Raw genomic sequence first — 19,303 nt, 5'->3', positions numbered from 1 at the left:
TCACACTGACATGACTACCATGCATAACGACGACACCGATACCAACTTTCCCGCCAACTTCACCTGGGGCGTGGCCACCAGCGCCTACCAGATCGAGGGCGCCGCCGCCATCGATGGCCGCGGCCCGTCCATCTGGGATACCTTCAGCCACACGGACGGCAAGATCATCGACGGCAGCAATGGCGACGTGGCCTGCGACCATTACCACCGCTACTTTGATGACGTGGAGCTGATAGCCAACCTGGGCGTGAACGCCTACCGTTTTTCCATGTCCTGGTCGAGGGTGCAGCCGGCCGGTTCCGGCGCCTGGAACGAAGCCGGCTTCGATTTCTATGCGCGCCTGCTCGACGCCCTGGCCGCCAAGGGACTCGATGCCCATCTGACTCTGTACCACTGGGACTTGCCGCAAGCCTTGCAGGACGAGGGCGGCTGGCTCAATCGCGCCACCTGCTATCACTTCGCCGCCTATGCGGCCGAGGTGGCGCGCCGCTTCGGCCACAAGGTCGTCAGCATCGCCACGCACAATGAGCCGTGGTGCACGGCCGTGCTGGGCCACGGTACGGGGCAGTTCGCCCCCGGCATGGCCGACCCGGCCGCCGCCGTGCAAGTGTCGCACCATCTGCTGCTGTCGCACGGCCTGGCCATGCAAGCCATGCGCGCCGTCAATCCGCCCGCGAAACTGGGCATCGTGCTCAATCAATGGACGGCCACGCCGGCCACCGACAGCGCCCAGGACCGCGAGCTGGCCGAACTCGAATATGCGCGCTCGGTGCAGTGGTATATGGACGCCATCTTCAAGGGCCGCTACCCGGCCCTGGCCCTGAAACACGTCGACGCTTCAGCTTTAGCTATCTTTGAAAACGATTTCACGGATATTAAACAGCCCATCGATTTCCTCGGCGTGAACTACTACACGCGCGCTTTCATGAGCGCCGAGACGCCGCCGCGCAAGCCCGAATGCAAGCTGGGTGTCAACGACATGGGTTGGGAAACCTACCCGCAAGGCTTGACGGAGCTGCTCGTGGGCCTGCACCGCGAATACCGGCTGCCGCCCGTGTACATCACGGAAAACGGCATGGCAGTTGCCGACAAGCCCGTCGACGGCAAGATCCACGACCAGGCGCGCATCGAGTACGTGCAACTGCACCTGGACGCCTTGCGCGCCGTCATCGCGCAGGGCATCGACGTGCGCGGTTATTTCTACTGGAGCCTGATGGACAACTTCGAGTGGAACTCCGGCTATGCCAAGCGCTTCGGCATGCTGTACGTGGATTACGCCACGCAGCAGCGCAGCTTCAAGGACAGCGCCCTGTGGTACCGCGACTTCATCGCCGCGCAGCGCGCGTCCCACGCTGCCGTCCTGGTCGGGGAGCACTGACATGGCCGCCATTTCCCTGCGCGGCATCCGCAAGACCTACGGCTATGGCCCGGAAATCGTCAAGGGCCTGGACCTCGATATCCATGACGGCGAATTCATGGTCTTCGTCGGGCCGTCCGGTTGCGGCAAGTCGACCCTGCTGCGCATGATCGCGGGACTGGAAGACATCAGCGCGGGCCAGCTGCGCATCGGCGACTTGCTGGCCAACGACGTGGCGCCGGCCGAGCGGGGCATCGCCATGGTCTTCCAGAGCTACGCCCTGTATCCGCACATGACGGCGCGCGACAACATGGGCTTTGCCCTCAAATTGGCGGGCAGGCCGGAAGCGGAAGTGCGCGCCGCAGTCGGCAAGGTGGCCGAGATTTTGCAGATCACGCACCTGCTCGAGCGCAAGCCCAAGGCCTTGTCCGGCGGTGAACGCCAGCGCGTGGCCATCGGCCGCTCCATCGTGCGCCAACCCAAGGTGTTCCTGTTTGACGAGCCGCTGTCCAACCTCGACGCGTCGCTGCGCGTGCAGACGCGCATCGAGCTGGCCAAGCTGCACCAGGAACTGGGCACCACCATGATCTACGTCACCCACGACCAGGTCGAAGCCATGACCCTGGGCGACAGGGTGGCCGTTTTCCACGGCGGCCACCTGGAACAGGTGGGCGCGCCCCTGGACCTGTACCGCCACCCGGCCAGCCAGTTCGTGGCCGGCTTCATCGGCGCCCTGCGCATGAACTTTTTGCCGTGCGCCGCCGTCCCGGCGCTGGCCAGCCAGCTCGGAGGCGAGGCGGGCATGCTGGTTGGCATACGCCCCGAACACCTGCGCCTGGTGCCGCGCAATGAAGGCTATGGCGCCAGCGTGACCCTGATTGAACAGCTGGGCGACGCGCAGATCATCCACGCCATGGTCGACGGCGGCCAGCACGCGGTGGCCATCAAGCTGCACGGCGAGGCGCGCCACACGCTGGCGCAGGGCAGCGCCATCGGCTTCGCACCGGAAGAAGGCCATGCCTTTCTATTCGACACGGCCGGGCGCGCCGTGGCTACCCATTGACCCTGCACGGAGGCGACATGACTTCAGATTGACACCCAAAAAATGTGCAGCAGTAGCCAAAGAGCTATGTGATCATCATTCAACCAGCGGTACAGGAGACAAAAAAATGCAACAGCTCAAACGCAACACCATCGCCCTCAGCCTGGCGCATGCGACCTTCGCCCAGTTCATTTTGCTGGGCAGCGGTGTCGCGGTGGCGCAAGATACGACCACCACCGACACGGCAAAACCGGCCGCCGAGCAGATGGACCGCATCGTCGTCACGGCCACGCGCCGCAACACCTTCGTGCAGGAGACGCCGCTGGCCGTCACCGCCTTCAACCAGGACACCCTGCAAAACAACCAGGTCAAGGATCTGGCGTCGCTGGCGGCCATGGTGCCCAGCCTGGTCGTCGAGCAGCATGGCGACTCGGGCGGCGTGCACGTCTACATGCGCGGCGTCGGTTCGGCCAACCACACGGAGCTGGGCGACCCGGCCGTCGCCTTCTATGTCGATGGCGTATATTCGCCGCGTCCCCAGGGCGCCACGGCGCTGATGTATGACTTGTCGCACGTCGAGGTGGCGCGCGGTCCGCAGGGCACCTTGAACGGACGCAATTCGACGGCCGGCGCCGTCAACCTGGTGTCGGCCGCGCCGAGCACGGCCAAGTTCATGGGCTCGGCCGGCATCACGGTGGGCGACAAGCGCCATCTGCAGACGCAGGGCATGCTCAATATCCCGTTGTCCGACGATGTGGCGCTGCGCATTGCCGCCATCAAGGATAGCCACGACGGCACGGTGGACTTCCGTCGCGGTTCGAACGTCATGCCGGGCACGGCCAAGTATGGCGCTGGCGACCAGATGGGCGTGCGCGCGTCCCTGCTGTGGAAGTTCACGCCGCAGCTGCGCGGCACCTTCATCGCCGACTACTTCCTCGACCAGGGCGCGGGCAACGTCTACCTGGCGGCCGAACCGAAAGCGGGCGAGAAGCTGCGCTCGGCCCTGATCGACACGCCGGGCACCCTGGACCAGTCGATTTTGACCTACAAGGGCAAGCTCAATTACAAGCCGACGGACGCGCTGGACTTCACTTACCTGGGCAGCTGGAGCCGCTACAAGCGCCAGAACAGCAATGACTCCGATGCGGGCCTGTTCCCCGGCTTCAAGTCGGAAAACCGCACCGACTGGGCGCAGTTCGACAGCTATTCGCACGAGCTGCAGGCACGCTCGGACGACGATGCACCGTTCCAGTGGGTGGCCGGCCTGTTCCTGTTCAATGAAAAGAACAAGGTGCGCTTCGATATCGACCGCAGCCAGATTTCGCAGGCGGCCGTGCAGCAGGATATCGCCAACGGCGCCGTGATCTTCGTGCAGCCCACCGTGGGCCAGTACGCCTCGGCTATGTCCTTCATCCAGGGCGACCGCCAGCTCAAATCAAAGGCCGTGTTTGGCCAGGTCAGCCAGCAGGTGACGGAGCAGATCAAGCTGACGGCCGGCGCGCGCTACACGAAAGACCATAAATTCGATGTCGGCGGCAAGAACTGGGCCTGCCCGAACTGGCCCGCGAACACGCCGCTGGGCACCACGGTGCTCACTGCCGACCAGCTGCGCCAGCTGGTCACGCCCGGCTCGGGCCTGGCCAATACGCACAATATCGGGCCCGGCGGCGCCATCACGGCGGCCACCTGCGGCAATACGCCGGGCGACAATACGGCCGACCTGAAATACGGCCAGGCCACATGGCTGGGCCGCATCGAGTACAAGCTGCGCCCGGATATTTTGCTGTTCGGTTCCGTGACGACGGGCTTCCATTCGCCGGCCATCGGCGACGGCGGCGCCACCACCAAGCCGGAAAAACTGACCAGCTATGAAATCGGCTTCAAGTCGGACCTGCTGAACCGCGAACTGACCCTGAACCTCGATGCCTTCCTGATGAAGTACAAGGACAAGCTCGAATCGCAGGTGGTCAACAGCGTGCTGGCCAACTTCAATGCGGCCGGCGCCACCGTCAAGGGGCTGGAAGCGGAATGGGTGTGGCGGCCAACGAAGGTCGATCGCCTGACGGGCAACGCCACCTGGTTGAAGGCTGTGTACGATGATTTCATGTCGTGCGACGTCGATGCTGCGCGCGCGAATGGCCAGTCTTGCGGCTCCACGGCGCCACTGGTGAACGTGGGCGGCAGCACCATGAAGCATGCGCCGAAGTTTTCTACCACGGTACAGTACGAGCATGATTTCACTGTCGCCGGCGGCCAGCTCACGCCGCGCGCCTCGGTGCACTATGAAACCATGTCGTACGTGGGAGCGGGGGCGTTCAACGGCGACGTGCCGGGCCATGCGGGCGTCAAGCGCCAGGAAGCCTACACCACCCTGGACCTGAGCCTGCGCTTCCAGCCGGCGAACAAGGCCTATACGGTGGAAGCGTTCGTGCAGAACGCCACCGACGAGGCGGTCAAGCTAGACGTCAATGAAATCTGCACGGACGTCGGCATGCCATGCCAGCCCACGCAGCAGATCTACGGCGCCTTCTACAACGCGCCGCGCACGTTTGGCGCGCGCGTATCGATGAAGTTCTGATCGGGTAGTGTGAAACAGTAGTTGCAGTCCACTCAGTAGGGCAGGTGTTGGGCCGGGGAGTTTCCCCGGCCTTTTTTGACTTTGAATTGAAATTCGCGGAATTTAGAGGTGAAATTAATGAAGAAAGTAATATGGGTTATTTTTAAATCAATCCTCCTTTTTTTGCCCATTAATTAATTTTGCAATCATATCTATCTTGTCTGAAATTTGAGGTTCAAATCCAGACGGATTTGCTTTTGAAAATGCGCTCTCACTTGTAATATTCCAATTCTCAAATATGTCAATTAGTTCCTTCCGATCTACTGAATTTCCATATATTTCTAAATATAGTTTTCCAAAATTAATTGCGTGGGCTCGGTCAGAACGTTTTATGGATTCATGCATATATGCGTTGCTAACTGTAAATGCATGTTTCGCCCATACTCCAAGAACACTTAAAATTATTAATCCCTTGAATGTTACAAACAGAAGAGTCTGCCAAGGTAGGTTGTCAAGTGATGTGCCAAAACCTGCGCCGTAGAGGGATATAAATATTGCAGAAATAATCGCGGTAAATAATACTAGTATTCCCTGCGTGCTCCAGTGAAAAGCTTTTTTTTGATAAAGTATTTCTCTGTCGTCCAGTACTTTTAAAGCCGCAGCGACATATTCTGGAACTTTTAGTTCTATTCACTCTTGAACTTGCTTTTTTGTTGTTTCTTCGAATTCAAAAACTCTTTCGGCAAGTTCTTTTTCCTGTTGTTCAATGTTGTATTTTTTTTCGTCAATTTCTTTTAATTTTGTTTTTAACTTTAACTCTTCATCTTCTGCTAATCTTGCATAATGTAGCAGTTTGTTTTTTGACTCCAGTTCTAGATTTTCGAGCATACTTTCTCTCGTTCTGATAGCGCTCTCTAGGTCAGTAAGAAGTCTTTTTCTATCTTCAAATAAAGATGTGGATGCGTCATCTGCCCGGCTGCGTGTTTCATTAAAGTCTGCCTCCATAGCGCGAACATGATCAATCCAAATTTTCCTTCTTTCAACTGGCAATGATTTTGCTATTCCTATCCTGTATTTGTAAGATGGAGCTGAGTCTATGATTTTTAATGTTAATTCGTTGTTTGACTTTTCAAGAATCTTTGCTATTTGGGGTGGCTGAACGAGTTCTAGAAATTTTGATATTGCATTTGAATTGCAGATTTTCAATATTTTAATTATTTGAGTGGCACTTAGTAGTGATAGCATTTTTGATGCTAAATTATGATTCAGTGACTCTAATATTTTATTTACGTTATCTGATTTGTTTTTTATAAGTGCTGTTGTGAATTCGTAGTCAGATAGGCTTTCTAATGCTACTTGTAAATCTGAATTTCTTAAAATGCTTAACTCATCATTTTCCATCGTGAATCTCTCTTTTTTTTAAATTGAAATTATTATTTTTTATTTTTGCTATCGCGTATTTAGGGGGATTTTTTGACCTATTCTAGTGTAGCTTGCACGCTGGCGATGCCGATCTGCGCGCTGCCTTCGGCCAGGCGCACATTGACATTCTGGCGCGCCTGCAGCTGCGCCGGCGAGCGCACGATGGCGCCTTTTTCGTCGCGCAGGATGGCGTAGCCGCGTTCCAGGGTGCGCTGAGGATTCAACAGCTCCAGCTGCGCCGCCAGGCCGTCGAGACGGTGGCGCCGCTGGCCTAGCTGCTGCGCCATGGCCGCGCCGCTGCGGCGCTGGGCTTCCACCAGGCGCGCGCGCGGCGCCGTGACGTCGGGCCGCAAGGCCGCCCAGCGCGAACGCAGGCGTTCCAGCGCGTACTGCGACTGGCTGACGGGCGCGCGCGCCGCATGCGTCATGGCCGTCGACAGGGCCAGCAGCTGCAAGCGCTGCTGCTGCAGCTGCGCCTTCGGGTTGAGCAGGCGGCGGCTGTGGCGGTCCAGGGTCTGCGCCGCATCATCGAGGCTGCGGCGCATGGCGCGGCGCAGGTCGGTCGCATCGGCGCGCAGGGAGGCCATCCAGTCGGCGCGCGGCGTGGCCGCCAGTTCGGCCGCCGCCGTCGGCGTGGCTGCGCGCAGGTCGGCCGCGAAGTCGGCGATGGTGAAATCCGTTTCGTGGCCCACGCCGCTGATCACGGGCATGGAACAATCGGCGATCGCGTATGCCACGGCTTCATCGTTGAACGACCATAAATCCTCGATGCTGCCGCCGCCACGGCACACCAGCAGCACGTCGCACTCGGCCCTTGTTGATGCCGTGCGGATGGCGTGCGCGATTTTTTCCGCTGCCTGCTGGCCCTGCACTGGTGTGGGGTAGAGGATGATGGAGATGTGCGGCGCGCGGCGCTTGAGCGCGATCAGCACGTCGCGCAGGGCCGCCGCCTGCGGGCTGGTAACGATGCCGATGCTGCGCGCGAACATGGGAATGGCGCGCTTGCGCTCCTGGTCGAACAGGCCCTGGGCGGCCAGTTTTTCCTTCAGGCGCTGGAACGCTTCATACAGGGCGCCCACGCCGGCGCGGCGGATGGCTTCCACGTTGATCTGGTAATCGCCGCGCGCGCCGTACAGGGTGACGAGGGCGCGCACTTCCACCTTGTCGCCTTCGCGCGGCGTGAAGCCGGCAAACTGGGCGCGGCCACGGAACATCACGGCGCGCACCTGGGCGCCATCGTCCTTCAAGGTGAAATACCAGTGGCCGGAAGCGGCGCGCGTGAAGTTGGAAATCTCGCCGGCGATCCAGGTCAGGGGGAACGAGCGTTCGAGCAGACGCGCGACGGCCTGGTTCAGGGCGCTGACGGTCAGCACGGGCGGGGCGGCAAAGCCGCTGTCAGTCGGGTTGTCGGTCATCATCAAGCTGGGGGAGGGAAGGAACTGTCCACATATTATCGGCGAGGTCATGCTTATGTCATATATCGCGCAAAACAACAAGTTCTATTTCTAAGTATTTGATTTCATGATGAATTCCCGTATGCCTGATTTGCGTGCACAGGGAAAAAAACCTTTAATATCAAGCACATCAGTACAGCCCCTGCCACTTACGCACAAAGTTATCCACAGAAAGTGTGCGGAACTTTTTACCTCGGACAAACATTGGCCGGCAAGCCAATTTGACCGATAAAAATGCCTTGCTACATTTTTGCGCACGGAAATAAAGCCCATATGAATCAAGCGCTTAGTATGCCATGCCTGGCCTTGCGCACAATCTTATCCACAAAAAATGTGCAGAACTCTGGCGCAGTGCCGGATTTATCCACTGGAAGCTCCATGGTACGGCTTGCCTGAATTTTGCGCAGCATAAAAATAGTCATATAAATCAATGGTGTAGCATCATGCCGTAGGTCTTGCTCACAATCTTATCCACAGAATGTGTGCAAAACTGCATAAACCGTTTCCTGCTTTGCCCGGGTTTTCCACTGCGTGGACCTGCCATATTGCTGCCTTATTTTTCAGCAGAGAAAAAAATCCCTTTAAAATCAATGCTCTTGCATGGAGTCAATCCGCTTGCTCACAATCTTATCCACACTTTATGTGTGGAACTGTGCTGGCGGTGGAAAAGTGCCGTTCGACGACGCTTTTTTGCATGAAAAACTCCGCTTTTCAGCCCTTGCCACATTTTTATGCATGACCATAAAAACGATATAAATCAATGTACTTGGCGGCTATTTTTGAGCTTGCGCACAATCTTGTCCACAGATTGTGTGCAGAACTTTCAAGGCCGATATGCCGCGTATTGCACGCCCGCTGCCACTTTTTTGCGCATTGATTTATTTTCCTTTAAAATCAAATACTTAGTTTAATTCCTCGGCTTTGCACACAATCTTGTCCACAGTAAATGTGCAGAACTTCAGAGTTATTAATTTTATGACATTGACTACTGGCGATGAGCTGCTATGCCTGTATTTTGCGCACTGCGATAATTCTCATGAAAATCAATGACTTGCATGCTGTACTTCATGCTTGCTCACAATCTTATCCACACAAATTGTGCAAAACTGTGCGCGGTGTGGGCAAATGCCATGCAGGCGCCACTTGCCGCCGGCGCGGCAACGCGCTACATTGCGCCATTCCCGCGCGGACGTACAATCGTTCTTCGGCGCTCGGTACAATACAGGCTGTTCGGGCGGTCCATCGCCTTCCCTTTACCAGGAGTTTCTTTTGCTCGCTATATTTCAAGCCGCTGGCTGGCCCATCTGGCTGTTGTTGATCGCTTCCATCGTCGCCCTGGCCTTGATCATCGAGCGCCTGCTGTATTTGCGACGCGCCAAGATATTGCCCCGCAAGCTGTTTGATGAAGTGGTGCAGGTGTATCGCAGCGGCAAGATCACGCCGGACACGGTGGCCAAGCTGGAAGATAATTCGCCGCTGGGCGTCGTGCTGGCCGCCGCCCTGCGCAATGTCGACGCGCCGCGCGAGGTGATGAAGGAGTCGATCGAAGAGGCGGGCAGCGGCGTGGCCCACACGCTGGAACGTTTCCTGACGACCCTGGGCACCATCGCCACCCTGGCGCCGTTGATGGGCCTGTTCGGCACGGTGGTCGGCATGATCGAAATCTTCGGTTCGCAAAACGCCAGCGGCTCGAATCCCGCACAATTGGCGCACGGCATCTCGGTGGCCTTGTATAACACGGGCTTTGGCCTGGCCATCGCCATGCCGGCCCTGGTCTTTTACCGCCACTTCCGCGCCCTCGTCGACAGCTTCGTCATTGACATGGAGCAGCAAGCGGTCAAGTTCGTCGACATCGTCCACAGTGGCCGCAAATGAACTTCCGTAAAGGCAAGGGGCGTGAAGACCCCGAAATCAACCTGATCCCGTTCATCGACGTGCTGCTGGTGATCCTGATCTTCCTCATGGTCAGCACCACCTACAGCAAATTTACGGAGCTGCAGATCACCTTGCCGACGGCCGACGCCGAGCAAGCCAAGGACAAGCCGCAGCAGCTCGACGTCACCATCGATGCCAAGGGCAATTACACGGTCAACCGCGAACCCGTCTCGTTCCGCGACGTGGCCGGCCTGGCCGGCGCCTTGCAGGACGCGGCGAAGGCGGCGAATGGCGGCAAGGCGCCCGCGCAGACGCCCGTGGTGGTGGTCAACGCCGACCAGTTCGCCATGCACCAGATGGTCATCCACGTGATGGAAGCGGCACGCCTGGCCGGCTATGAAAAGCTGACGTTTGCGGCGCAGGCGGGCGGCAAGTAAGCTATTATTCAACCCCAATCGAAGTGTTGGGGTCAGACCCGCCGGGTCTGACCCCGGATTTTGCACCTGGGGTTATTTTTTACGTCTGTCCCCATGCCCACATCCTCCCCCGCCAAGCTTGAAACCACTCTCACCCGCGCCTGGCTGACGCGCGGCCCGCTGGCGTGCGCGCTGTGGCCCGTCTCCCTGCTGTTTGGCGCCTTGAGCGCCGTGCGGCGCGGTCTGTACCGGGCAAACCTGCTGAAATCCGCGCGCCTGCCCGTGCCCGTCGTCGTCGTCGGTAATATTTTCATTGGCGGCACCGGCAAGACGCCGCTGACGATCTGGCTGGTGCAAGCCTTGCGCGACGCGGGCATGTGCCCGGGCGTCATTTCGCGCGGTCATGGCAGCGCCGACCGTTCGCCGCGCGCCGTCAGCGCTGCTTCCACGGCGCAACAGGTGGGCGACGAGCCGCTGCTGATCTTCCAGCGCGGCGGTTGCCCCGTGATGGTGGGGCGCGACCGCGCGCAAGCGGGCAGGGCGCTGCTGGCCGCGCACCCGGACGTCGACGTGCTGGTGACGGACGACGGCTTGCAGCATTACGCCTTGCAGCGCGACGTGGAAATCGTGCTGTTCGATGGCCGCGGCGCCGGCAATGGCTGGCTGCTGCCGGCGGGACCTTTGCGCGAATCGCCGCGCCGCCGGCGCGATGTGACGGTGATCAATGCGCCCGAGCTGGCGCCGGCGCTGGTGGCGCAGGTGGCGCCAAAGGGGGCCCTGGTGGTGCAGATGCGGCTCGATGGCGGCGTGGCCGAGCGCCTGATCGACCGCGGCGAGCGCATGCCTTTGGCGACCCTGGCGGCGGGCGGCCAGCGTATCGTGGCGGCGGCCGGAATCGGCAACCCGCAGCGTTTCTTTGCCATGCTGCGCGGGGCCGGATTGGACTTCATGGAACTGCCCCTGCCCGATCATCACGACTTCCTCGACCAGCCATTTGCGGCACTGGACACGGATGTGATCTTGATCACAGAGAAGGATGCAGTAAAATGTGCGCAAATTGAACATCTCAAAGATGACCCGAGACTGTGGGTCGTCCCCGTCAGTGCGCGCATCGATAGCGCGCTGGCCCAACAAATTGTGGAGAAATGTCGTGGACGCTCGACTGCTTGATATCCTGGTCTGCCCTGTTTGCAAGGGTCCGCTTGAACACGATAAGAAGGCGCAGGAACTGATTTGCCGCGCCGACCGCCTCGCCTATCCTATCCGCGATGGCATCCCCATCATGTGGGCGGACGAAGCGCGCACCCTGCAAGACGCAGTGGAATAACGATGGCGTTCATCGTCATCATCCCGGCCCGCCTGGCCTCGACGCGCCTGCCGGGCAAGCCGCTGGCTGACCTGGGCGGCAAACCGATGGTGGTGCGCGTGGCCGAGCAGGCAGCCCTGTCTGGCGCCGCGCGCGTCATCGTCGCCACCGACCACGACAGCATCCGCGCCGCCTGCGCCGCGCATGGCGTGGAAGTGTGCATGACGCGCGCCGACCATCCGTCGGGCACGGACCGCATCGCCGAAGTGGCGCGCACGCTAGCATTGCCGCTCGACGCCGTCATCGTCAACCTGCAAGGCGACGAACCCTTGATCGATCCGTCCCTGCTGGCCGCCTGCGCGGCGCAGATCAGCGCCACCGTCCCCATGGCCACTTGCGCCCATCCGCTGCATGACATGGCCGATGCGTTCAATCCGAACGTGGTCAAGGTCGTGCTGGACAAGAACGGCCGTGCCTTGTATTTTTCGCGCGCGACGATTCCGTGGCACCGCGACGGCTTCGCGCAGTCGAAAGACAGCTTGCCGCAAGGTTACGTACCGCTGCGGCATATCGGTTTGTATGCGTACAGCAATGCGTTCTTGCAAGAATATCCGCAATTGTCCGCTTCGCCGCTGGAAGCCATCGAGGCGCTGGAGCAGTTGCGCGTGCTGTGGCACGGTGTTGCCATCGCCGTGCATGTCACGGACTCGGCCCCTGCCGCCGGTGTCGACACGCCGGAAGATCTCAAACGCGTGCAGGCGCACTATCGCGCCCTGTAAGCGCTACCCGCAAAACGGCAGGCGTGCAAATATAGTTTGGGCGCCTGCAGTAAAAACCACATTTTGAAACGTCCGCCTCGCTAATTGCTGGCTTTGATCAATCAGGGCATATCAATTCGATAGCAAACTGGCGCTCCGGGGATTTTTTGTGGTAAGTTTCGTAGGGAAAGATAGCCATAGCAACACCATCTAAAAATAATTACACATACCACCATCCAAAATCTGTTTTTTAGGAACTTTTCAATGCGTCTGATACTTTTAGGAGCACCCGGTGCCGGCAAGGGCACCCAAGCTAATTTCATCAAAGAAAAATACAACATTCCACAAATCTCCACGGGCGACATGCTGCGCGCGGCGATCAAGGAAGGCTCGGAACTGGGCCTGGCAGCGAAAAAAGTCATGGATGCGGGCGGCCTCGTGTCGGACGACATCATGATCGGCCTGGTCAAGAACCGCCTGCAGGAAGCCGATTGCGCCAATGGCTACCTGTTCGACGGTTTCCCGCGCACCATCGCGCAAGCGGACGCCATGAAAGACGCCGGCATCAATGTCGACTACGTGCTGGAAATCGACGTGCCTGACGCTTCGATCATCGAGCGCATGGACGGCCGCCGCAGCCACCCGGGTTCGGGCCGCGTCTACCACGTCAAATTCAATCCGCCCAAGGTCGACGGCGTCGACGACATCACCGGCGAACCGCTGATCCAGCGCGACGACGACAAGGCGGAAACGGTCAAGAAGCGCTTGGACGTGTACCACAACCAGACCAAGGTCTTGCTGGGTTACTACAATGACTGGGCCAAGTCCGGCCTGCCAGGCGCACCGAAATACCGCCGCATCGCCGGCGTCGGTCCGGTCGAGCAAATCCGCGACAGCGCATTTGCCGCCCTGGCGGAATAAGCAGTTTGAAAAGCGGACCTGAGTGTCCGCTTTTTTTGTGCCCGCTTTTCGCCAGCGGTGCCGTGTCGTTTTCGTAGTTCAGGTTTTTTGCAGGTCGTGTTTTCCTGGCTGCGCGTGCCTACCCGGTGCGGTCTGCAGCTGTTGGCAATGACGTCGGATAAAAACAGAAGGGGACGATATGGCAGCCAGTTTGTGGTTTGCGGTAGCCTGCGGCGTAGTCGCAGTCATTTACGGTTTGGTGTCGCGTAGCTGGATCCTGAGGCAGGATCCCGGCAACGCGCGCATGCAGGAAATCGCCCTGGCCATCCAGCAGGGCGCGGCCGCCTACCTGGCGCGCCAGTACCGCACCATCGCCATCGTCGGCGTGGTGCTCCTGATCGCCATTTATGCGCTGCTTGGCCTGCATACGGCGCTGGGCTTTTTGATCGGCGCCGTGCTGTCGGGCGCCTGCGGCTTCATCGGCATGAATGTCTCGGTGCGGGCCAATGTGCGCACGGCGCAGGCGGCCACCCTGGGCATCAACCAGGCGCTGAACGTGGCCTTCAAGGGCGGGGCGATTACCGGCATGCTGGTGGTGGGACTGGGCTTGCTGGGCGTGACCCTGTTTTACTGGCTGCTGGTGACGACGGGCGCGCCCGGCGTCACGCAGCATGACCTGATCAAGCCTTTGATCGGCCTGGCCTTCGGCGCCTCGCTCATTTCCATCTTCGCGCGGCTTGGCGGCGGCATCTTCACCAAGGGCGCCGACGTGGGCGCGGACCTGGTGGGCAAGGTCGAGGCGGGCATTCCCGAGGACGATCCGCGCAACCCGGCCGTCATCGCCGACAACGTGGGCGACAACGTGGGCGACTGCGCCGGCATGGCGGCCGACCTGTTCGAAACCTATGTCGTGACCCTGATCGCCACCATGCTGCTGGGCGCACTGCTGATGGCAGAGGCCAGCAGCACGGCCATCATCTACCCGCTGTTGCTGGGCGCCGTTTCCATCCTCGCTTCCATCGTCGGCTGCTCGATGGTCAAGACGGCCCCGGGCAAGAAGATCATGTCGGCCCTGTACACGGGCCTGTGGTGGGCGGCGGGCCTGTCGCTGGTGGGTTTTGCCGTGGTGACGTGGCTGCTGTGGCCCGACGACGCCATGCGCTACAAGATGCTGGGGGCCACCGTCGTCGGCATCGTCCTCACGGGCCTGATGGTGTACATCACCGAGTACTACACGGGCACGGACTTCAAGCCCGTGCGCCACATCGCGGAAGCGTCGACGACGGGCCACGGCACGAATATCATCGCCGGCCTGGGCGTGTCGATGAAGTCCACCGCCTACCCGGTGCTGGCCGTCTGCGTCGCCATCCTCGTTTCGTACCAGCTGGCCGGTTTGTATGGCATCGCCATTGCGGCCACTGCCATGCTGTCGATGGCGGGCATCATCGTCGCGCTTGACGCGTATGGCCCCATCACGGATAACGCGGGCGGCATCGCGGAAATGTCGGGCTTGCCCGATTCCGTGCGCGCCATCACCGATCCGCTCGACGCCGTCGGCAACACGACCAAGGCCGTCACCAAGGGCTATGCCATCGGCTCGGCCGGGCTGGCAGCGCTGGTGCTGTTCGCCGACTACACGCATGCGCTCGAATCCGTGGGCCAGCACATCACCTTTGATTTGTCGAACCCCATGGTCATCGTCGGCCTGTTCATCGGCGGCCTGATACCGTATCTGTTCGGCGCGATGGCGATGGAAGCCGTCGGCCGCGCGGCGGGCGCCGTGGTGGTCGAGGTGCGCCGGCAGTTCCGCGACATCAAGGGCATCATGGAAGGCACTGCGCGGCCCGAATACGACAAGGCCGTCGACATGCTGACGGCGTCGGCCATCCGCGAAATGATCGTGCCATCGCTGCTGCCGGTGGTCGTGCCCATCGTCGTCGGCATGCTGCTGGGGCCAGCGGCGCTGGGCGGCCTCTTGATGGGGACCATCGTCACGGGCCTGTTCGTGGCCATCTCCATGACCACGGGGGGCGGCGCCTGGGACAATGCCAAGAAATACATCGAGGATGGCCATTTCGGCGGCAAGGGTTCAGACGCGCACAAGGCGGCCGTCACGGGCGATACGGTGGGCGACCCGTACAAGGATACGGCCGGCCCGGCAGTGAATCCCTTGATCAAGATCATCAATATCGTGGCCCTGCTGCTGGTGCCGCTGCTGCCGGCCACGGGCTGGCTGGCGGTCAAGGCCCCGGCACCCATCCACGTACCCGCGCCGCCCACCTTGGCGCCGGCCACACCCGTGCAAAGCTTGCCCGCGCAATAAGGCGGCGCATCCCCGGCAGCCCCGTGGCCCGTGCCGCGGGGCTGTTCGCTTTTGTGTCAGTGAAACTTTCCTGCAGTCCATATCCTTGGCGTATAAAAGGTGAGCAATTGTTACGGCGCCTTTTATTGCCCTATATCTCTGCCAATAATGAATGGCGCTCCACGCTCGGGCAGGTGGGGTAAATAGGGTTAGGTAGGAGGATGTCATGAACAGCATCAACAGGAAGGGCGGCGCATTGCTGGCGCTGCTGATATTGGTGGGCGCGGCAGGGTTGGTCCAGGCGGCGCCTGGCCGGCATGGCGGCTTTCACGGCGGGCATGGGAATTTTCATGGCCACTCGCATGTGGGCGTCTGGATAGGCTCGCCATGGTTGTATGGGTACGGGCCGGGCTGGTATGGCGATCCTTGGTACGGCTACCCGTATGGACGCACGGTAATCGTGCAGCAACCCCCAGTGTATGTAGAACAGGGCGGCGAACCGACGGCGCAGATGTGGTACTACTGCCGCAATCCGCAAGGCTATTATCCCTATGTGAAAAGTTGCGCGCTACCATGGCGCGCCGTGGCGCCTGCCAGCGTGCAATGATGAGCGAGGTGTGACATGAGCACGATCTTATGGACGCGGGCGACATTGCTGGCGCCCCTCTTGCTGGCAGCGTGCACGGTGATGCCGGAAGGGCCGTCGGCCATGGTCTTGCCGGGCACGGGCAAGAGTTTCGAACAGTTCCGCGGCGATGACCTGCAGTGCCGCGCTTATGCGCAAGGACAGCTCGGTGGTGCGTCGGCGCAGCAGGCCGGCGTCGACAGCGGCGTGCGCAGTGCGGCGCTGGGCACGGTGCTTGGTGCGGCGGCCGGCGCCGCCATCGATGGCGGCCATGGCGCCGGCGTGGGAGCGGGAACGGGTCTGCTGTTCGGCGCGCTGGCCGGCACGGGCGCGGCCGACAGTTCCTCGTATGGCATGCAGCGCCGCTACGATAACGGCTATCAGCAATGCATGTATGCGAGTGGCCACAAGGTGCCCGTGGCCGGGCAGATGCTGAGCGGCGTACCGGCGAATGCCGCCACGCCGCCGCCCGATACGCCGCCGCCCCGTTATTAGGCCTTAAAAACGCGAGGTCAGGCCGACGAACATGCGCCGTCCCGGCACGTAATAGTCGACCAGGCCATCGGCCATCGGGCCCTTCTTGAACAGGTTTTGCACGCCGCCACGCACTGTCCACTGAGGCGTGACCTTGTATGACACGACGGTGTCGACGATGGTGTAGGCCTTGTCGGCCAGCTTGCCGGCATCGAGTTCCTTGCCCGTGTACTGGGCCGATACTTCGCCGAACAGCTGGTCGTTGACTTGCCAGCCCAGCGCCGAGTACCACGACAGTTTTGGCGTCGACAGCAGGTTGGCGCCCGTGGTCAGGTTTTTCGCTTCCGCCATGTAGGTCACGTTATTACGCCAGTTCAGGTTTTTCGTCAGCGGGATGGTGGCCGTCGCTTCCAGGCCGCTGGTGCGCGCTTTCTGGATATTCGTCATCTTGGTCCACCAGCGCTGTTGGTAAAAACCCAGCGGCGCATAGTCGATCTTGTTCTTGAAATCCGTGTGGAAGTAGGTCAGGCCCACATCCCAGCCATTCTGTTCCCACGCCACGCCGATCTCACCGGCCGTGCTCGTTTCCGGCTTCAAGTCCGCATTGCCGGCCATGTAGCAGTCGCCCTTGATGTAGCCCAGCGGCTTGAGGCTGCCGCAACCGCGTCCGGCCGAGTTGGTCGCTGCCGCCGGCGAGTTTTCCTTCAGGCTCGGGGCGCGGAAGCCTTGCGAGACGCCGCCCTTGATGGTCCAGGCGGGGGCAGGGTGGTACACCAGGTACAGGCGCGGGCTGTAGTGGTTGCCGAACTTGCTGTGGTGATCCAGACGCAGGCCGGCCGTGGCCGTCAAGTCCTCGCGCAGGAACAATTGATCTTCCGCAAACAGGGCCGAGGTGGTGCCGGACAAGGTCGCGCCACTGACGGTGTTGCCCAGGTAATCGGTGGGCACGGTGCCGATGGTATTCGTGTTCGTCAGTTCCTGGTGCTTCCACTGGCCGCCCATCACCAGCATCTGCTCGATGCCGCCCCAGCCGAGCCGTTTTTCCAGGCTGGCATCGAGGGTGCTGTCCTTGGATTTCGCTACCGAGCCGACAACTTCGTTGTCGAAGTCGTTGTGATACAGGTTGACCGTGGTCTTGCCGAAGTCCCAGCGGCCTTCATAGCCGAGGCTGACACTCTTGCGTATCAGCTTGTTGGCGCCCCAGCTGGGGACCAGCGCCTCGCCGTCCGCATCGCGTGTGCTCGAATCGCTGGCTTCCTGCCTGCCGTAGCTGGCATCGAGCGACAGGTTCTGTTTCTTGCCCAGCGCCCAGGTCAGCTGGCCCGAGGCAGTCTGGTTGCGTTCGCCGCCGATGCCACCCGCCTTGTCGTATTTTTCATCGGGATTCTGGCGCGTCTGGCTCAAGCCCAGGCGCATGCCGACCGTGTCCGACAGGGGGCCAGCCAGGTTCACGCCCAGCTGGTGCGCCGTGCCGCGGTCGCTGTCCTGCGGCTGCGTGTAGTTGGCCGTGGCCGAACCGTTCCACTTGCCAGGCACCTTGCGCGTGATGATATTGATCACGCCGCCCATGGCGTCCGAGCCGTACAGCGAGGACATGGGTCCGCGCACCACTTCGATACGCTCGATCATGTCGGGCGAGATCCAGTTCAAGTCCTGGCGGCCCAGGTCTGGGCGGTAAGCCGTGTCGCTCGAGCTGCCCACGCGCTTGCCATCGACCAGTATCAGGGTGTATTTGTCGGGCAAGCCGCGCAGCTTGATCTTCGACGCTTCGCCTTCGGGGCCGGTGCCGCCCGTCACGCCGGGGATGCGGCGCAGCAAAGTGTTGAGGTCATACACGGGCTGGCGCTCGATTTCCTCGCGCGTAATGACGCTGATACTGGCCGGCGCATCCTTGATATCGATGGCCGTGCCCGACGCGGTGACGACCACCGTGTTCATGGTGGGATCGGCGGCCACATTGCCTTCGGCCCAGGCGTTGCTGACGGCCAGCGACAGCAGGCACGGCAGGAGCAGGGCGGCGGAATGGATGGCACGGGCGGGAGTGGCGACGGGGGCTACGAAGGTTGCGAAGGCGGGACTGCGCTTGGTCATGGTGGACTTTCCGGATGTTGTTATTTCCTGGCTGCCTTCCGGGTGGCTCGGGTATAAATGAATGAAAAGATAATAAACTGCGCTCCCATTCCACGAATGAGAATAAGAATCGTTCTTATTGTAATGCCATGCTGGCAAGAAGGAAAGTGCTGAAAGGAAATAAAACACCGTTGCAGGGTGCGCATGGCAGGAGCAAACGTGAGAAATTGTTACCCTGGCTGGCATCTGGCGCGGCGTGTGCCAATAATGAATGCTGGGTGATCGATGCTTGGAGAGGCGGCATGAAGAGGATGGCAAAAACAATATCGGCGCTGGCCTGCGCCATGCTGCTCGCCGGCGGCCATGCCTGGTCGCAGGAGAAGGCGGCGCCCGAGTCCCTGCCCGTGTGCCAGCTCGACCCGCGCGACAGCAGCAAGCTGGCGGTGGAACCATGCCGCCCGGCGCCGCCCATGCAGCAGCGCCGTTCCGTGGCGCAGGTGATTGGCCGCATGCCGGCACAGCCTGCGCCATCCGTCGTGCCCATGGCGCCTATGCTGCCCAGCCCGGCCGTGCCGATGCCGCGCACGCCGCAGCCTATCGGTTCCTGCGATACGGGCGGTTGCCGCGATGCGGCAGGCGCGCGTTACAACGGCGCGGGCAATGCCACGCTCGATGCCAACGGGCGCATCTGCCACCGCAACGGTGCTTTCATCCAGTGTTTTTAGCCCTGCCATTCGCTACCGCC

17 protein-coding genes are annotated in these 19,303 nt (G+C 60.7%); 13 read left to right on the top strand and 4 right to left on the bottom strand.

The window, feature by feature from the left end:
• Nucleotides 1-10 precede the first annotated feature (10 nt).
• The 3 genes from ACQ4WY_RS20180 to ACQ4WY_RS20170 all read left to right on the top strand — a co-directional run bounded on the left by ACQ4WY_RS20180 (nt 11) and on the right by ACQ4WY_RS20170 (nt 4,977).
• Nucleotides 11-1,378, top strand: a complete 1,368-nt coding sequence (locus ACQ4WY_RS20180; protein ID WP_436505557.1) for a GH1 family beta-glucosidase — start codon at nt 11-13, stop codon at nt 1,376-1,378.
• 1 nt (nt 1,379) lies between these two features.
• The gene (locus tag ACQ4WY_RS20175; RefSeq protein ID WP_436505556.1) at nt 1,380-2,420 is read left to right on the top strand and encodes an ABC transporter ATP-binding protein; all 1,041 of its coding nucleotides are present in this window, start codon (nt 1,380-1,382) and stop codon (nt 2,418-2,420) included.
• A gap of 106 nt (nt 2,421-2,526) precedes the next feature.
• Nucleotides 2,527-4,977 (top strand): TonB-dependent receptor, encoded by a 2,451-nt coding sequence (locus tag ACQ4WY_RS20170; protein WP_436505555.1) that lies wholly within the window; start codon nt 2,527-2,529, stop codon nt 4,975-4,977.
• A gap of 147 nt (nt 4,978-5,124) precedes the next feature.
• On the opposite strand, the gene ACQ4WY_RS20165 is transcribed toward ACQ4WY_RS20170, so the two are convergent.
• The 3 genes from ACQ4WY_RS20165 to xseA form a co-directional block, all read right to left on the bottom strand.
• Complete coding sequence (locus ACQ4WY_RS20165) at nt 5,125-5,361, bottom strand: hypothetical protein (protein ID WP_436505554.1); 237 nt, start codon at nt 5,359-5,361, stop codon at nt 5,125-5,127.
• A 285-nt stretch (nt 5,362-5,646) separates the two neighbouring features.
• Nucleotides 5,647-6,357, bottom strand: coding sequence for a hypothetical protein (locus tag ACQ4WY_RS20160; RefSeq protein WP_436505553.1), 711 nt, complete (start codon nt 6,355-6,357; stop codon nt 5,647-5,649).
• A 77-nt stretch (nt 6,358-6,434) separates the two neighbouring features.
• A complete protein-coding gene (gene xseA, locus ACQ4WY_RS20155) occupies nt 6,435-7,796 on the bottom strand; it encodes an exodeoxyribonuclease VII large subunit (RefSeq protein ID WP_436505552.1) in 1,362 nt (453 codons plus the stop codon).
• Nucleotides 7,797-9,101: 1,305 nt separating this feature from the next.
• On the opposite strand from xseA, the gene ACQ4WY_RS20150 reads away from it, so the two are divergent.
• The 9 genes from ACQ4WY_RS20150 (at nt 9,102) to ACQ4WY_RS20110 (ending at nt 16,509) form a co-directional block, all read left to right on the top strand.
• Nucleotides 9,102-9,707: a MotA/TolQ/ExbB proton channel family protein gene (locus ACQ4WY_RS20150; protein ID WP_353658435.1), complete on the top strand. Its 606-nt coding sequence runs from the start codon at nt 9,102-9,104 to the stop codon at nt 9,705-9,707.
• Nucleotides 9,704-10,144: an ExbD/TolR family protein gene (locus tag ACQ4WY_RS20145; protein ID WP_436505551.1), complete on the top strand. Its 441-nt coding sequence runs from the start codon at nt 9,704-9,706 to the stop codon at nt 10,142-10,144. Before ACQ4WY_RS20150 ends, ACQ4WY_RS20145 begins: the two co-directional genes overlap by 4 nt.
• A gap of 93 nt (nt 10,145-10,237) precedes the next feature.
• On the top strand, nt 10,238-11,293 hold the full coding sequence (lpxK, locus tag ACQ4WY_RS20140) for a tetraacyldisaccharide 4'-kinase (RefSeq protein ID WP_436505549.1): 1,056 nt from the start codon (nt 10,238-10,240) through the stop codon (nt 11,291-11,293).
• Nucleotides 11,274-11,450 (top strand): Trm112 family protein, encoded by a 177-nt coding sequence (locus tag ACQ4WY_RS20135; RefSeq protein WP_010395789.1) that lies wholly within the window; start codon nt 11,274-11,276, stop codon nt 11,448-11,450. The genes lpxK and ACQ4WY_RS20135 overlap by 20 nt, the downstream gene beginning before the upstream one ends.
• 2 nt (nt 11,451-11,452) lie before the next feature.
• Nucleotides 11,453-12,208, top strand: coding sequence for a 3-deoxy-manno-octulosonate cytidylyltransferase (gene kdsB / locus ACQ4WY_RS20130; RefSeq protein WP_436505548.1), 756 nt, complete (start codon nt 11,453-11,455; stop codon nt 12,206-12,208).
• A gap of 243 nt (nt 12,209-12,451) precedes the next feature.
• Nucleotides 12,452-13,108: an adenylate kinase gene (adk, locus tag ACQ4WY_RS20125; protein ID WP_077400901.1), complete on the top strand. Its 657-nt coding sequence runs from the start codon at nt 12,452-12,454 to the stop codon at nt 13,106-13,108.
• A gap of 178 nt (nt 13,109-13,286) precedes the next feature.
• On the top strand, nt 13,287-15,410 hold the full coding sequence (locus tag ACQ4WY_RS20120) for a sodium-translocating pyrophosphatase (protein WP_436505547.1): 2,124 nt from the start codon (nt 13,287-13,289) through the stop codon (nt 15,408-15,410).
• Nucleotides 15,411-15,615: 205 nt separating this feature from the next.
• A complete protein-coding gene (locus ACQ4WY_RS20115) occupies nt 15,616-15,996 on the top strand; it encodes a hypothetical protein (protein ID WP_436505546.1) in 381 nt (126 codons plus the stop codon).
• A 15-nt stretch (nt 15,997-16,011) separates the two neighbouring features.
• Complete coding sequence (locus ACQ4WY_RS20110) at nt 16,012-16,509, top strand: glycine zipper family protein (RefSeq protein WP_436505545.1); 498 nt, start codon at nt 16,012-16,014, stop codon at nt 16,507-16,509.
• Nucleotides 16,510-16,512: 3 nt separating this feature from the next.
• On the opposite strand, the gene ACQ4WY_RS20105 is transcribed toward ACQ4WY_RS20110, so the two are convergent.
• Nucleotides 16,513-18,579 (bottom strand): TonB-dependent receptor domain-containing protein, encoded by a 2,067-nt coding sequence (locus ACQ4WY_RS20105; RefSeq protein WP_436505543.1) that lies wholly within the window; start codon nt 18,577-18,579, stop codon nt 16,513-16,515.
• Nucleotides 18,580-18,860: 281 nt separating this feature from the next.
• Between ACQ4WY_RS20105 and ACQ4WY_RS20100 the strand changes: the two genes are divergently transcribed.
• Nucleotides 18,861-19,283 (top strand): hypothetical protein, encoded by a 423-nt coding sequence (locus ACQ4WY_RS20100; protein WP_436505542.1) that lies wholly within the window; start codon nt 18,861-18,863, stop codon nt 19,281-19,283.
• Nucleotides 19,284-19,303 lie beyond the last annotated feature (20 nt).

Origin of the sequence: Janthinobacterium salmonicoloratum (assembly GCF_051380845.1) — a bacterium.
Classification (GTDB): domain Bacteria; phylum Pseudomonadota; class Gammaproteobacteria; order Burkholderiales; family Burkholderiaceae_D; genus Janthinobacterium; species Janthinobacterium lividum_F.
This window is presented reverse-complemented; position numbering and strand designations above follow the sequence as displayed.